The organism is Mycobacterium pseudokansasii (assembly GCF_900566075.1).
Classification (GTDB): domain Bacteria; phylum Actinomycetota; class Actinomycetes; order Mycobacteriales; family Mycobacteriaceae; genus Mycobacterium; species Mycobacterium pseudokansasii.
Genome location: NZ_UPHU01000001.1, coordinates 2737708 through 2753251 on the forward strand (window position 1 = coordinate 2737708; position 15544 = coordinate 2753251).

10 protein-coding genes are annotated in these 15544 nt (G+C 63.2%); 8 read left to right on the top strand and 2 right to left on the bottom strand.

Going from position 1 to position 15544, the window contains the following annotated elements; genetic code table 11:
* Positions 1 to 59: 59 nt before the first annotated feature.
* Genes rfbF through EET10_RS12630 form a run of 8 tightly spaced genes read left to right on the top strand, consistent with a single transcriptional unit; the run spans position 60 to position 7833 of the window.
* On the top strand, positions 60 to 833 hold the full coding sequence (gene rfbF / locus EET10_RS12595) for a glucose-1-phosphate cytidylyltransferase (protein WP_063467767.1): 774 nt from the start codon (positions 60 to 62) through the stop codon (positions 831 to 833).
* On the top strand, positions 821 to 1909 hold the full coding sequence (rfbG, locus tag EET10_RS12600) for a CDP-glucose 4,6-dehydratase (protein ID WP_244601928.1): 1089 nt from the start codon (positions 821 to 823) through the stop codon (positions 1907 to 1909). The genes rfbF and rfbG overlap by 13 nt, the downstream gene beginning before the upstream one ends.
* Positions 1906 to 2457: a dTDP-4-dehydrorhamnose 3,5-epimerase family protein gene (locus EET10_RS12605; RefSeq protein ID WP_036401425.1), complete on the top strand. Its 552-nt coding sequence runs from the start codon at positions 1906 to 1908 to the stop codon at positions 2455 to 2457. Before rfbG ends, EET10_RS12605 begins: the two co-directional genes overlap by 4 nt.
* Positions 2454 to 3677 carry a class I SAM-dependent methyltransferase gene (locus EET10_RS12610; protein ID WP_036400950.1) on the top strand — a complete coding sequence of 408 codons (1224 nt, stop codon included), beginning with the start codon at positions 2454 to 2456 and terminating at the stop codon, positions 3675 to 3677. The genes EET10_RS12605 and EET10_RS12610 overlap by 4 nt, the downstream gene beginning before the upstream one ends.
* Entirely contained in the window at positions 3674 to 4783 is a 1110-nt protein-coding gene (locus tag EET10_RS12615; protein WP_036400948.1) for a DegT/DnrJ/EryC1/StrS family aminotransferase, read from the top strand. The genes EET10_RS12610 and EET10_RS12615 overlap by 4 nt, the downstream gene beginning before the upstream one ends.
* Positions 4776 to 5810: an ATP-grasp domain-containing protein gene (locus EET10_RS12620; RefSeq protein WP_063467770.1), complete on the top strand. Its 1035-nt coding sequence runs from the start codon at positions 4776 to 4778 to the stop codon at positions 5808 to 5810. The genes EET10_RS12615 and EET10_RS12620 overlap by 8 nt, the downstream gene beginning before the upstream one ends.
* Positions 5807 to 7060, top strand: coding sequence for an NAD-dependent epimerase/dehydratase family protein (locus EET10_RS12625; protein WP_063467771.1), 1254 nt, complete (start codon positions 5807 to 5809; stop codon positions 7058 to 7060). The genes EET10_RS12620 and EET10_RS12625 overlap by 4 nt, the downstream gene beginning before the upstream one ends.
* Positions 7060 to 7833 carry a TylF/MycF/NovP-related O-methyltransferase gene (locus EET10_RS12630; RefSeq protein WP_063467772.1) on the top strand — a complete coding sequence of 258 codons (774 nt, stop codon included), beginning with the start codon at positions 7060 to 7062 and terminating at the stop codon, positions 7831 to 7833. The genes EET10_RS12625 and EET10_RS12630 overlap by 1 nt, the downstream gene beginning before the upstream one ends.
* Before the next feature lie 270 nt (positions 7834 to 8103).
* On the opposite strand, the gene EET10_RS12640 is transcribed toward EET10_RS12630, so the two are convergent.
* Positions 8104 to 8760 (bottom strand): class I SAM-dependent methyltransferase, encoded by a 657-nt coding sequence (locus EET10_RS12640; protein ID WP_036400939.1) that lies wholly within the window; start codon positions 8758 to 8760, stop codon positions 8104 to 8106.
* A 55-nt stretch (positions 8761 to 8815) separates the two neighbouring features.
* Positions 8816 to 15106 (bottom strand): sulfolipid-1 biosynthesis phthioceranic/hydroxyphthioceranic acid synthase, encoded by a 6291-nt coding sequence (gene pks2 / locus EET10_RS12645; protein ID WP_281280022.1) that lies wholly within the window; start codon positions 15104 to 15106, stop codon positions 8816 to 8818.
* Between the last annotated feature and the right edge of the window lie 438 nt (positions 15107 to 15544).

Below are 15544 nucleotides of genomic sequence, written 5' to 3' on the forward strand. Positions count from 1 at the left end.
TTAACAGATCGGCCAAGAAAGTGGTTGATTAGGTACCACCCCAAACATAAGCGAGTCCAATGAAAGCCGTAATACTGGCCGGGGGCCTCGGTACTCGCCTGAGTGAGGAAACCACGATCCGCCCCAAACCTATGGTGGAGATCGGCGGGCGACCCATCCTGTGGCACATCATGAAACTCTACTCGCATCACGGTATTCGTGATTTTGTCGTTTGCTGTGGCTATAAGGGTTACGTCATCAAAGAGTATTTCGCCAACTATTTCCTGCACATGTCGGACGTGACATTTGATATGTCCCTCAACAAGATGGAAGTCCATCGGCACCACGCGGAACCCTGGCGGGTGACGCTGGTTGACACCGGCGACGAAACCATGACGGGCGGGCGGCTGAAGCGTGTGGCTACCTATATCCAAGATGACGAGGCGTTCTGCTTCACCTACGGTGACGGACTCAGCGACGTGAACATCGGCGCGAGCGTCGAATTCCACCGTCGGCACGGACGTCACGCCACGGTGACGGCGGTGCTTCCGCCGGGGCGCTATGGCGCCATCGAGTGCGTAGGCAACCAAGTCACGGGCTTCGCCGAGAAGCCGCGTGGCGACGGCGGCCTCATCAACGGTGGATTTTTCGTTCTGTCTCCGGCAGTACTGGATTACATTGACGGCGATCAAGTTGCATGGGAGGGGCCACCTTTGGGTCGCCTGGCTGCCGACGGCGAAATGATGGCTTTCGAGCATTCCGGCTTCTGGCAGCCGATGGACACGCTTCGAGAGAAGAACCTGCTCGAAGAACTGTGGAGTAGCGGCAAAGCGCCGTGGAAATGCTGGCATTGAACGCATTCGGAACTGCTTATCGCGGGCGCCGGGTCCTCGTCACCGGCCACACGGGCTTCAAGGGCAGCTGGTTGTGTCTGTGGCTACATGCCCTGGGCGCTGAGGTGACCGGGCTGGCTTTGGACCCATCGTCGAAGCCCAACCATTGGGACCTGTTGAAGCTATCGATCAACGATCATCGCATCGACATTCGCGATGAAGCTGCAGTCCGTGGGATTTTCGCCGCGGAAAAGCCGGAGATTGTTTTCCACCTGGCCGCCCAACCGTTGGTCCGCCGGTCCTACCGCGAGCCGGTCACCACGTGGGCCACCAACGTGATGGGCACGGTGCATGTACTCGAGGCTGCCCGTGCCACGCCAGCTGTGCGTGCCGTGGTGGTCGTGACGACCGACAAGTGTTACGAGAATCGCGAATGGCCGTGGGCCTACCGAGAAAGAGACCGGCTGGGCGGTCACGACCCCTACAGTGCCTCCAAGGCCGGGGCCGAGTTGGCGGCGGCGAGCTACCGGACTGCCTTTCTGCAACACTCGCCGGCATCGCTGCTCGCAACCGCTAGGGGCGGCAACGTGATTGGCGGTGGTGACTGGTCTGAGGACCGGCTGATTCCCGATTTGGTGCGCTCCGTCGTCGCCGGCGACACGCTGGTCATTCGCTCGCCACGCGCCACGCGCCCTTGGCAACATGTACTCGATTGCCTCAGCGGGTATCTGCTACTGGGCCAGCGGCTGCTGGCAGGTGACGACAGGTGCGCAGATGCTTGGAATTTCGGCCCCGATGAGAAGGGTAACCGCACGGTAGAGCAGGTGCTCCGAGACCTTGCCCGCACCTGGCCGAAGCTTCGTTGGCAACAGACAACCGATCCGCAGCCACACGAGGCGGGCTTGCTGCAACTTGACAGCGCCAAGGCCAGAATGCATCTCGACTGGCGTCCCGTCTGGGATCTTGACAAAGCGATCCACCACACGGCCAACTGGTATCGCCATTGGCTGGAACTTGGTGAAGTGTTAAGCGCCGACCAACTGGACGCCTACATCGGCGATGCGGTCACTCTAGATCTGACGTGGGCCTCCGCATGAATATCCTCGACAGCCCGATCGCCGATCTCAAGGTTGTTCAGTCCCTGCCCCACCGCGATGCCCGCGGAGCTTTCGTCCGGCTCTTTTGCGCCGACGAACTTCAGTCTCTGCTGGGCCACCGCCAGATCGCGCAGATCAACCACTCCAGAACCAGCCATGCGGGGGCCGTGCGGGGGATGCATTTTCAAAATCCGCCACATGCGGAAATGAAAATGGTCCGCTGCCTTCGCGGCCGGGTATGGGACGTCGCGGTGGACCTGCGGTCCGGCTCTCCGACGTTTCTTCGGTGGTACGCCCAGGAACTGGCGGCAGACGACGCGCAGATGCTGATCATCCCCGAGGGCTTCGCGCACGGCTTCCAGGTCTTGGAGCCTGACAGCGAATTGCTATACCTCCACACGGCTTTCTATCACCCGCCTTCCGAGGGCGGTCTGCGTCACGACGATCCGCGGCTTGCCATCGCGTGGCCATTGCCGCCGCAAGACCTATCACCTCGTGATCTGGCCCATCCGCTGCTGGATGCTGATTTCACCGGAGTCGCGCTATGAAATGCCGACACTGCGGGGCGCCCGTGGAACACAGTTTCGTGGACCTGGGCTTTGCGCCACCGTCCAACGCCTACCTGCATGCCGAGGACCTCCGTCACCCGGAGGTGCACTACCCCCTGCGTGTGCTGGTGTGCCACCGGTGTTGGTTGGTGCAGACCGAGGACTACGCTCGCGCCGAGGAACTGTTCAGCGCCGACTACGCCTACTTCTCCAGCACCTCGAGCACTTGGCTCGGTCACGCGGCCAGCTATGCGGACATGATCACCGAACGGCTACAACTTGGGCCCAAGAGCTTCGTCATCGAGGTGGCCTCAAACGACGGCTACCTACTCAAGAACTTCGTGGCAGCCGGGATCCCGTGCCTGGGAATCGAGCCGACGACGAGCACGGCCGAGGCCGCCGAAGCACTGGGCATCCCGGTCAGGCGGGAATTCTTCGGGGAAGCCTTGGGTCATCGACTGGCCAGTGAAGGATGGTCGGCGGATCTGGTTGCGGGTAACAATGTGTACGCTCACGTGCCCGACATCAACGACTTCACCCGTGGGCTGGCCGCCGTACTCAAGCCCGAAGGCAGCGTCACGCTGGAATTTCCCCATCTGATGCCGTTGATCGACCGCACTCAGTTCGACACCATTTATCACGAGCACTTCTCGTACCTGTCGCTGACGACCGTGGCGCGTATCTTTGCCAAGGCCGGCTTGCGGGTATGGGACGTGGAAGAGTTGCCTACCCACGGCGGCAGCCTGCGAGTGTATGGCTGCCATGCTGGGGCCGCGAACTCCACCACGGACCGCGTGGCTTCGCTGCTGAGGCGGGAGGACGAGTTCGGCTTGACCCGGCCCGAGACCTATACGGCCTTTCAGTCGCGTGCGGATCGGGTGAAGGATGACCTCTTGGCCTTCCTCATCGAAGAAAAGCGTGCCGGCCGGCGGGTGGCGGCCTACGGTGCCGCGGCGAAAGGTAATACCTTGTTGAACTACGCAGGCGTCAGGCCGGACCTACTTCCATACGTTTGTGATGCCGCGCAGTCCAAGCAGGGAAAATTCATGCCAGGAAGCCACATTCCCATCTATTCGCCTGAGGTGCTGTGCGAGAACCCGCCAGACGACGTGGTCATTTTGCCCTGGAACATCGCCCATGAGGTGCGGAGCCAGTTGGCTGATCTTGTCAACAGCGGCACACGTTTCGTGACGGCGGTACCTGAATTGAGCTATCTGTGAAGCCCCGCATCGCTTACACCAAGCCGTCAATCACCGAGCTCGAGGTGCGCTACGCCACCGATGCCGCCACAAACGGTTGGGGAGAGCGTTGCTACGAATACATCCAGCGCTTCGAAAGCGCCTTCAAGGCACACCTCGGGGTCAAACACGCGATCGCCACCTCGAGTTGCACCGGTGCGCTGCACATGGGCATGGCCGCGCTCGGAATCGGCCCAGGTGACGAGGTCATCATGGCCGACACCAACTGGATCGCCACGGCCGCGCCCATCGTTCACCTCGGGGCGAAACCGATATTTGTCGACATCGTGCCGGAGAGTTGGTGCATCGACCCGGACCTGGCCGAAGCTGCCATCACCCCGCGCACCAAGGCCATTGTCGCTGTGCACCTGTATGGCAATCTTTGCGAGATGGACCGTCTCCTGGCAGTAGGACAGAAGCACGGTATCCCGGTGATCGAGGACGCGGCCGAGGCGATTGGTTCGATTTACCACGGAAAGCGTGCCGGTTCCATGGGGCGTTTTGGGACCTTTTCGTTTCACGGCACCAAGACGATCACCACCGGTGAGGGCGGCATGTTCGTCACCAATGACGACAACCTGTACGAGGAAGTTCTTACGCTGAGCAACCACGGCCGCGCGCGCAGCCAGACCAAGCAGTTCTGGCCGGATGTGGTTGGCTTCAAATACAAAATGTCGAACATCCAGGCAGCCATCGGTTGCGCGCAGATGGAACGTATCGATGATCTGATTTCACGAAAGCGGGAGATATTTCGGGTCTACAAGCGTGGGTTGGCCGGCGTGCTGGGGGTATCGATGAACCCTGAGCCGACGGGTACCCAAAATGGATTCTGGATGCCGACTGTTGTATTCGAAGAGTCAACCGGGGTGACGACCGAGCGTCTTACGGCTGCATTCGCGGCCGAAAATATCGATGCCCGGGTTTTCTTTCATCCGCTATCGACGACCCCTCCGTTCGCAGGATCGCCTGGAGGCAAATGGGCCGGCAACATTTCGGACTGTGCAATCAATATTCCCAGTTTCCATGACATCACCGAAATCGAGCAGTGCCGAGTCGTGCAAGTTGTCCGGGAGATTTGCGTTGCATGAGAAGAGCCCGCGGGTGCTTATTGCCGGGATCGCGGGCGCATCGCTTGGGACCGAGATCGCCAAGGCCCTCAACCATGCCGGCGGTTATGACATCTTGGGATGCGACATCTCCCCGCTCGCTTTCGGGCACTATGACGTGCGTTTCGCCTCGACCTTCCTCGTCGACCGCGAAGCCTATGCCCAAAATCTGCTGGACCTTTGCGTCCGCGAGCAGGTCGATTGCATCATCCCGGGTGGCGACGAGCCCGCGATCCTCATCGGCAGAGACCACGAGCTGTTTGCGCGCGCCGGGATACGGCTCGGCCAAAACAACCCACAGCTCACCGAGCGCCTTGCCCACAAGGGTCACTGCTTCGAGATCCTTGAGAGTGCCGGTATCAGAACGCCGCGGACCCGAACGGTGGATCCGGGGACCGACATCGGCGACTTCCCGATGCCGTGCATCGTCAAGCCGGCGGTGGCGAGCGGCGGCAGCGTATTTGTGTTCTTTGTCAGGAGCCCTGAGGAAGCGCGCCTGTACTGCACCTACCTGCACAACAATGGCCGGACCCCGCTACTTCAGGAATACCTGCCGGAGGACAGAGGCGAGTTCACGGTCGGCGTTCTTTCGTTGCCCGACGGCAGCTGCGCGGGGGCGATAGCCCTCAAGCGCGCGTTTCACAGCAAACTTTCCGTCTCTATGCGCGGCCCGGACTTCCTCATTTCGAGCGGATATAGCCAGGGTCTGATCGACGATTATCCAGCCATCTGCGAGACCGCCGAACTGATCGGCAGGCGCCTCGGTAGCACCGGCCCCTTGAACATCCAGGGACGCGTCGCCACCGACGGCACGTTCGTTCCCTTCGAAATCAACACCCGGTTCTCTGCCAGCACCTATCTGAGGACACTCGCGGGTTTCAACGAGGTCGATTGGTACGTCCGGCACCTTCTCGGCCTCGCGCCGCGGGGCGCACTCGGCATCAGTCCGGGATGGTATTTGCGAACCCTGAGCGAGGTCGCCGTTCCGCTCTGGCAGGTCGTGAAATGATCCGATGGATCGTCGAAGGCCGACTCGGGACCGCGCCCGGTGACAGCATCGCGCGCGACCGCCCGTTTCACGTGGTCGATACGAGAACCATGGTCGACAAGCGCGGCAACTCGGCTGATGACCTGCTCGACAAGATCCGCGAGGGCGTGGCGGAACTCGAGGGCGGCGGCTCCGTCGTGGTTGTCTGCGATTTCGGCGTGTCGCGCAGCAACACGATCGCAGCCGGGATTCTAGCCGAATGGCGCGGCCTGGATTTCGATGCGGCGGTGGCTCAGGTCATCGCGACGACGGGAGAGCACGCGGTCAAGCTTGAGATGGTTGACTCCCTGCGCGCGGCACTGCGGAAGTCGCCCACGCCGATGCGCCAGGACGGCATCCTCATCACCGGCAGCAGCGGCTTTCTGGGGGCCGCCTTACGCGACCGCCTCGCGGATTCGCATCGTGTCGTTGCGCCCGACCGCACCACGGTAGACCTGCTGGGTCCCGTGGTCCACTTTGACCGCTATTGCCGCGACAACGAGATTGGAAAGATCGTTCATCTCGCCTACCCGCGGATCTACACCAACAACGACGCTATGGGCCACAGCTTGACCATGTTGCGGGGGGTTCTCGACGTCTGCAAATCGCTCGGAATTCACCTTGTCCTGCCCTCGGGCGCAGTGGTGTTCTCGGCGTACAGGTCGAGCTCGATGATTGCGGACGTCAACACAACGATGCGTCCTCGGGGGGTATACGGCGAAACAAAATTTCTCGAAGAAGTCCTCGTTGAAAATGCGCGGGCCAACGGTGAAGTCAGTTCCACTATCGTTCGAATCTCACCGACTTTCGGTCCGCAAAGCTTGCGTCCGCGCTTGATATGGTTCGCGCATCGGCGCCTGAAAGAAGGACGACCGATCGTGACCCACCGCTATCGCAACGGGTTGCCTAGTCTGCAGCTTCTCTACATTGATGACGCTATCGAGGGGCTTGCCAGCATCATAGAAAAGAAAGGAAACGCTCCGATCTACCATCTGGGTGGAAGTTCCTCCCATGAACCGCGCGAAATCATCAACGAAATGGCCGAGATCCTCGGGTGCCATGCGGCGATCGACGAGACTAGCATCGATGACGACATCGCGAACGTCTTCCTTGATTGGTCAGCAACGGAGACGGAATTGGATTGGCGGCCGACGACCACCCTAAGTGACGGGCTGCGCCGCACACTTGCGAGCGCCGCTTCTCCCGATATTCAGTCCGGAAAAGGTGAGTAATGGATAACCGCTTTTCGATGCTCGACGCGCGCACACAAACTTCCGCGGACGAGCAATACGCTACTAAGGTTCAGGAATTCTTTAGCGCCGGCGAAGGTGACATACTCGCCAAACTGAAGAACTTCGCGAAGTTTGTTCCGCGACAGACAATGGCGACGTTCCTGGCCAAGAACGAGATCTTCAAGCAAATCGTGGACGTTCACGGCCATATCATCGAGTGTGGTGTCTTCATGGGGGGCGGCTTGATGACGTGGGCGCAGCTCTCGGCGATCTACGAGCCGTACAATCACACACGACGAATCGTGGGGTTCGACACCTTCGCCGGTTTCCCCAGCCTCGCGGACCAGGATGCGACAGCGGCGGACGCAACTCTGTCATTTGCCAAGGTCGGTGGCTTGGCGGTTCAAGGCATCGAGGATGACATTCGGCACGCTGTGTCGCTGTACGATCTCAATCGTCCGCTTGGGCATATCGACCGAGTGGAACTCGTCAAGGGTGACGCCCAACAGACGATCCCTGCTTATCTGGCAGACAACCAGCACACGGTGGTCGCGCTTCTCTACCTCGACTTTGATCTGTTCGAACCGACCCTAGCGGCGATCAGGACTTTCCTGCCAAGAATGCCCAAAGGCGCCGTACTCGCCTTCGACGAGCTCAACCAGAAATACTGGCCCGGCGAGACCCTTGCCGTACTGGAGTCGGCCGGAATCAGGAATCTCCGTATCAGGAGATTTCCATTTACGCCGCAAATTTCTTACGCGGTGCTGGACTGACCCGTGAACGCGGCATGGCAGGCAGGCAACGCTCGGAAGTCGACCTCGGCGCCGTGCACCCACCGCTCGTGGGCGAAAATATCGTAAATGTAGGTGCGGTGGTGCTCGGAAAATGCATTGCCAATTGCACTTTCGCGACTCCGATACCCTTCGCTGTCGCTGTGAGCCGGGGACATTGAGTGCCCGCCGATGGAGTAACTGCCTTGGTAATTATGCTGCCCGCTACTTGCGAGGCCTATGTGACCAACGGCGCTCGTGCAAGTTGTGCCCTCAAACTGCCGGTGCGGCCACGCACGCGTACTGCAGAAACACCCCGTCGGCGAAGTACCCGCCGCTCAACACGATGAACAGCGCGCCAAACGGCCCCAAAAAGGGGTTGATGCCTTTGATGCGCTGGACGGCGTAGCCCGCGTCCTCGAACATCCGCACGATGCTGCTGCGCGTGAAGAAACGCAAGTGGGTGCGGTCGAAGATGCCAAAGTCCTCTTGGGGGAAGTCTTTTCGGAACACCACCTTGCCCAGCGCGGGCAGGTAGCGGATGTTGGGGATCGACGCGACGACGACACCGTCGGGTTTGAGCTTGCCCCGAAGCTGGGTCAGTGTCTCGAGTGGATTGACCAGATGCTCCAAGACGTCGTTACAGACGATCGCGTCGAAGTAGCCATCAGGCAGCTCGGCGATCCGCTGGTTCGCGTCGCCGGCCAGCACATGATCGAGGATGTCGCCGGCGCGTCGGGCCGCTTCCTCGTTGTATTCGATGCCCCAGACTTCCGCGCCCCTGCCTTTCTTGAGTTGGGCGCTGAAGACTCCCTGGCCGCAGCCAAGTTCGAGCACGCGTTGCGCGTCGGCCGGGATGAACTTCAGCATCTCCGGCCGTTTGTGGCCGTAGTACTCGGTGACGCTTTTCGATTCCGGCAAGATTCGCATTACTCAGCCACCTCGCAGGACGAACTACCCTGGGCCGCAGTACTTCTCAGCGGTGTCACGAAGACGTGGTGGCTTCTTCCGGGGCCAACTGTGCGAACAGGTGGTCGGCCAAACCCCGCACCGTGGTGATGTCGGTGGAGCTGATCCGTATCCCGGTTTCGGACTGGACACGGGTGCGCAGTTCCAGGTTGCCCAGCGAATCCAGTCCGTACTCGGACAGTTGACGGTCCGGATCGATGGTGCGCCGCAGGATGAGGCTGACCTGCTCGGAGACCAGACGCCGCAGCAGGCCCGGCCATTCGTCCACCGGCACCGAAGCCAGCTCGTTGCGGAATTTGCTTGAGCCCGAACGTCCTTGCTCGGATGCCTTGAACGCCTCGGCGAACTTGCTTCGCTCGGCAAAAGCGGCCACCCACGGCACTCCGACGGTGGGGGAGTAGCCGGTGTAGGCACGGTCGTGGCGAAGCATCGCCTCGAACGCGTAGGCGCCCTCCTCGGGAGCGATCGCGGCGTCGGTGCTTTCTGCCAATGCGATGGCCCGTCCAATCTCGGCCCACGCACCCCAGGCGATCGCGATGGTCGGCAAGCCCTGCAACTGTCGCCAATGCGTGAAGGCATCCAACCAACTGTTGGCCGCGGCGTAGGCGCCCTGGCCCGGTGAGCCCAGCATGGCCGCCGCCGACGAGAACGAGCAGAACCAGTCCAGCGGCTGATCGACGGTGGCCTGGTGCAGATGCCAGGCGCCGTACACCTTGGGCGCCCAGTCCCGGTCGAGCAGCTCGTCGCTGATGTTGGTCAGGGTGGCGTCCTCGACCACGGCAGCCGCGTGGAGCACACCGCGCAACGGGAGTCCGGTGGCGGTTGCATTGGCCACCAACCGCTCCGCGGTGCCGCCCTGACCGATGTCGGCGCACTCCACCACGACATCGGATCCGATCGAACGGATGAGTTCGATTGTCTCTAAGGCTTTTTGGCTGGGTGCGGACCTGGAGCTGAGGACAATCCGGCCCGCGCCGGCGGTGGCCATCTTCTCGGCCAGGAATAGCCCCAGCCCACCCAGGCCACCGGTGATGATGTAGGAGCCGTCGCCACGGAATACAGGCACCTGCTCCGGCGGCAACACCACGCTACTGCTTCCGGCACGCGGGATATCGAGGATGAGCTTGCCGGTGTGGTCGGCGGCACCCATCACCCGGATCGCGGTGGCCGCATCGGCCAACGGGTAATGCGTGCTCTCCGGCATCGGCAGCGTGCCGTCGGCGGTCAGCCGGTACACCGTGCTCAACAGCTCGCGGATGTACTGCGGGTGGGTGAGCGACATCATCCCCAGGTCGACACCGTAGAAGGACAGGTTGCGCCGGAACGGGAACAGCCCCATCTTGGTGTCGCCGTAGATGTCGCGCTTGCCGATCTCGATGAAACGTCCACCCCAGGAAAGCAATTCCAGCCCGGCGCGCTGCGCTGCGCCGGTCAGCGAGTTGAGCACGATGTCGACGCCGTAGCCGTCGGTGTCACGGCGGATCTCCTCGGCGAAGTCGATGCTGCGCGAGTCGTAGACATGTTCAATCCCCATGTCACGCAACAATTGCCGGCGCTTGGGGCTGCCCGCGGTGGCATAGATCTCGGCTCCGGCCGCACGGGCCATCGCGATCGCGGCCTGGCCCACCCCGCCGGTTCCGGAGTGGATGAGCACCTTGTCACCCGCTTTGATCCGGGCCAGGTCATGCAGCCCGTACCAGGCAGTGGCGTGCGCGGTGGTTACCGCCGCGGCCTGGGCGTCGGTCAGGCCCTGCGGAATCGGCGTGGCCAGGTTCGCGTCGCAGGTGACAAACGTCGCCCAGCAGCCGCGGGGTGACATGCCGCCGACATGATCACCGACCTGGTGCGTCGTGACGTCGGGCCCCACAGCCGTTACCACACCCGCGAAATCGGTGCCCAGCTCCGGCATCCGGCCATCCGGCGAGTTGTAGCGACCGAATGTGACCAGAACATCGGCGAAGTTGATGCTGGACGCGCTGACGGCGACTTCGATCTCGCCGGGCCCCGGTGTAACCCGGTCGAAGGCGACGAATTCCATGGTCTGTAGATCACCCGGAGTACGGATCTGCAGGCGCATGCCTGCGGATCCGTGATTCACCACAGCCGTCTTGCGCTCTTCGGGACGCAATGGCGCGGGCGACAAGCGTGCGGTGTACCACTCGTCGTTTCGCCAGGCGGTCTCGTCTTCTTCCGAGCCGGACAGCAGTTGGTGCGCGACGTGCTCGGCCTGGGTGTGCTCGTCGACATCGATGTGGGTGGTGTGCAGGTGCGGATGCTCGGCACCGACGACCCGCAACAGACCTCGCAGCCCGGCCTGCTCGAGGTTGGGGCTGTCTGCGGCGAGTACGGTCTGTGCGTTACGGGTGACCACATACAAGCGGGGCGCCTCGCCCATGATTTCCGGTAGCTCGCGGGTGATGCGCACCAGGTGCCGGACGCACTCGACGCCGCGGACCGCGCTCTTCTCGTCGCGGTCGCCGCTGTCCGGCGCGGTCAGGATGACCACATTGTGAAAACCGCCGGCATTGAGCTGGTTTCGCAGCCGCTCGGCGACACCGGCATGGTCGGTGTGTTCTGGCCAGCTCATCGTTGCGCACTGCGCGCCGTGCGACTTCAACGTGTCGGTCAACTCGGTCGCCACTAGGTCCGCAAGGTCGGTGGTGCTGATCAGCAGCCACGTTCCGGCGTCGGCGAGGTCCAGCTCGGGCAGCTCACGCTGCTGCCATTCGATGGTCAGCAGCCGCTCGCCGAGTACGCGATCCCGGTTGCCTTGCTCGGAAACCCCTGTGCCGAGCCGTAACCCACGCACGGCCACCAGCACGGTCCCGTGCTCGTCGAGTACGTCGAGGTCCGCGTCGACCCCGGCCGCGTCGACGTTTGTCACCCGCGCATAGCAGTAGTGGGCATTGCGCGTGGAGGCGTAGGCACGGATCCGGCCCACACCCAACGGCAACATCAGACCACCGTTGCCCGCGACCTGGACGTCGGGGTGAGCGCCGACGGCCTGGAAACAGGCATCCAACAGGGCGGGGTGGATCGCATAAGCCCGCTGCTGAGACCGCATCGCACCGGGCAGCGAGACCTCGGCCAGCACCGTGCTGACGGCCCCGTCGGCAATGTGCGCGGCGCCCAGTCCGGTGAAGGCGGGACCGTATTGCACGCCATGTTCGTCGAACCGTTCCCGTAGTTCGGTCCCCTCCTCGGTGCGCAGGTGGTCGGCCAACAAGGCGGGGATGTCGTAGGCGGGTGGCTGGTACTCGTCTTCGGCGACGTGCAGCACCGCCGCGCCGCGCCGGATTGACCCGCCCTCCTGGAATGTCTCGACCACGAAGTCGACGACACCGGGTGATTTCACCGATCCGACCGCCGACAACGGGGTTTCTTCGTCCAGCAGCAGCATCTGCTCGAAGCGCATGTCGCGGACTTCGGACGCCTCGCCGAGGATGGTGCGGGCTGCCGCCAGCGCCATCTCACAATATGCTGCTCCCGGAAGTGCGGGGGCACTGTGGATTTGGTGATCAGCCAACCAGGGCAGCGCCTCGGTGCCGACATCGGTCTGCCACACGTGCCGCTCCGGTTCCTCCGGCAGCCGCACATGCGCGCCCAGCAGCGGGTGCACGACCACCGACGAGCCGCCTTGGCCCTGGTGGTCGTGACCGGCGCGGTTCAACAGCAACGATCGGTGCGTCCATGTCGGCAGCGGCGCTTCCACCAGCTGCCCGGCGGGAAAGAGAACGGCGAAGTCCACCGCGGCCCCCGCGCTGTGCAGATCTGCCAGCAGACCGCGCAGCCCGTGTGGCAACGGCTGTTCGCGCCGCATACCGGCCAATGCTGCCACCGGTATGTCGAGGCTCTCGGCCGTCTTTTCGACGGCACGGGTCAGCAGTGGATGCGGCGCCAGTTCGGCGAAAACCCGGTAGCCGTCCTCGAGTGCCGCTTGCACGGCCGCGCCGAAGCGCACCGTGTGGCGCAAATTGTCCACCCAATAATTGGCATCGCAGTACGGCTCCTCGCGCGGGTCGAACAGCGTCGCGGAATAGTAGGGCACCTCCGGTGTCAGCGGCTCGAGGTCGGCCAGTATCTCGTACAGGTCGTCAAGGATCGGGTCCACCTGCGGGGAGTGCGACGCGACGTCGACGGCCACCTCGCGGGCCATCACTTCGCGCTGCTCCCATGCCGTGACGAGTTCGCGAACGGCCTCGGTGGCCCCGCCGATCACCGTGGACTGCGGCGAAGCCACGACCGCGACCACGACGTCGTTGACGCCGCGAGCCATCAGTTCCGAAAGCACTTGCTGGGCAGGCAGTTCCACCGATGCCATGGCTCCGGAACCGGAGATGCGCGTCATCAGCCGGGAACGGCGGCAGATGACCTTCGCCCCGTCTTGAAGTGACAGCGCGCCCGCCGCGACGGCCGCCGCCGATTCTCCGAGGGAGTGCCCGATGACCGCGCCGGGGCGAACCCCGTAGGACTTCATGGTGGCGGCCAGCGCCACCTGCATGGCGAACAGAGTCGGCTGCACACGGTCGATCCCGGCCACGGTCTCCGGTGCGGTCATCGCTTCGGTCACCGAGAATCCGGACTCCTGTGCGATCAACGGCTCCAGCTCCGCGATGGTCGCCGCGAAGACCGGTTCGTTGGCGAGCAGGTCGGCGCCCATCGCCGCCCACTGCGAGCCTTGGCCGGAGAACACCCACACCGGGCCCCGGTCGTCCTGCCCGACGGCGGCTTGATACGGGGTCTCGTCGTCGGCAATCTCGCGCAAGGCCGCGGACAGCTCCGCGGCACTGCCGGCCAGCACCGCCGTCCGCACCGGGCGATGACTGCGCCGACGGGCCAGGGTGTAGGCCAGATCCGAGGCCGACCATTCCGGGGCCTGCGCATCGACCCAGTCCGCGAGCCGCCCAGCGGTCTGCCGCAATGCGTCGGCTGAGGTCGCCGACAGCGGGAAGATCAGCTCGCCGCCGACGGCTGGGGCAGCCGGCACGTCGTCGTGTGCAGTGACCTCGGGCGCCTGCTCGACGATGGCGTGCACGTTGGTCCCGGATATCCCGTACGACGACACCGCCGCCCGTCGTACCTGCTCACCGTTCGTAGGCCACGGCGTGATCTCCTGCGGCACAAAGAGTTTGGTGCTGATTCGGGCCATATCGTCCGGCAGGCGGGTGAAGTGCAGGTTCCGCGGAATCACACCGTGCTGCAGTGCGAGAATTGCCTTCATCAGCCCGAGCGCCCCGGCGGCCGCTTGGGTGTGTCCGAAATTGGGTTTTGCCGATGTCAGCGCGCAGGGCCGGTCGATGCCGTACACCTCGGCCAGACTTTCGTATTCGATGGGGTCACCCACCGGGGTGCCGGTGCCGTGCGCCTCGACCAACCCGACGCTGCCCGGCTCCACTCCCGCCGTGGCCAGCGCCGCGCGATACACCATCGATTGGGCTTGCACCGACGGCGTCGCGATGCTTACCGTGTGGCCGTCCTGGTTGGCGGCCGTTCCGCGCACGACGGCCAGGACCCGATCGCCGTCGCGCAGTGCGTCCGGCAACCGCTTGAGCAACAGCACCACCGAACCCTCGCCGGACACGAACCCGTCCGCCGCGGCGTCGAATGCGTGGCAATGTCCGGTGGGCGACAACATATTCTGCGCCGACGCCGAGGCGAACCTGCGCGGTTCCATCATCACGTAGACGCCTGCCGCAAAGGCCAGATCGCTTTCGCCGTCGCTGAGGCTGCGGCAGGCCAGATGGGTTGCGAACAAGCTGGACGAGCATGCGGTGTCCACCGTGACCGCGGGCCCGTGCAACCGCAGAGCATAGGAAATGCGTCCCGACGCAAAGCAGGAGTTGGTTCCGGTGTTGCCGTACGGCCCGTCGAAGGCCTCCGCGTCGATGTGCACGAACTGGTAGTCGCCGTGATTGAGACCGACGAAGACGCCGGTGAGCGACTCGGCCATCTTTTCCGGTGTCAGACCGGCGTGTTCCATGGCCTCCCATGCGGTTTCCAGAAGTAAGCGGTGTTGCGGGTCGATCGCAGTCGCTTCTTTTTCGGTGATCCCGAAGAACTCGGGATCGAAGTCGCCGACGTTGTCCAGGAAGGAACCCCACTTGCAGACGGTCCGGCCGGGCACGCCGGGCTCGGGGTCGTAGTATTCGTCGGCGTCCCAGCGGTCAGCGGGAACTTCGGTGACCGTGTCGTCTCCCCGTAACAACGCCTCCCACAGCTTTCTCGGGGAGTCGACTCCTCCGGGAAGCCGGCATGCCATCCCGATCACAGCCACCGGAGTCACACCTGGTTCGTTCACCGCCGTCACCTCTTCTTTTCCCCCTGTCTCAAGGAGACTTCATCGAATATCGATCCGGGCTGTCGATGCCGGCGCATCGCGCACCGCGCCATGATCCCCCTGATCGCATCCGACTCAACTAGTCAGGTGAACAGCAGCGTAGCCCCTTAGCTTCGCCAATGTGGGAAAACTGTGCGTACGTACAAAAAAATCTGTCGAATAGGGGAGAAAGAGCAGGTCGACGGCTTAAGAGTGACGCCGGATGTCCGCAAAAAGCAGTATGCGGGCGCTTTGCTCGGCTCGCCGCCAGTCCCACGGGTTGACGACGATATATATGCGCCCTCCCCCCCGGGCATGCCGAGGTGGACCGCCGCTGTGGTGCATTCACACCGAGAGCCACGGAGGTGGCAGACGGTATGGCCTGAGCGCGATCGCAACCCCGAGCCGGTGGGACCCGTGCGGCCGGCC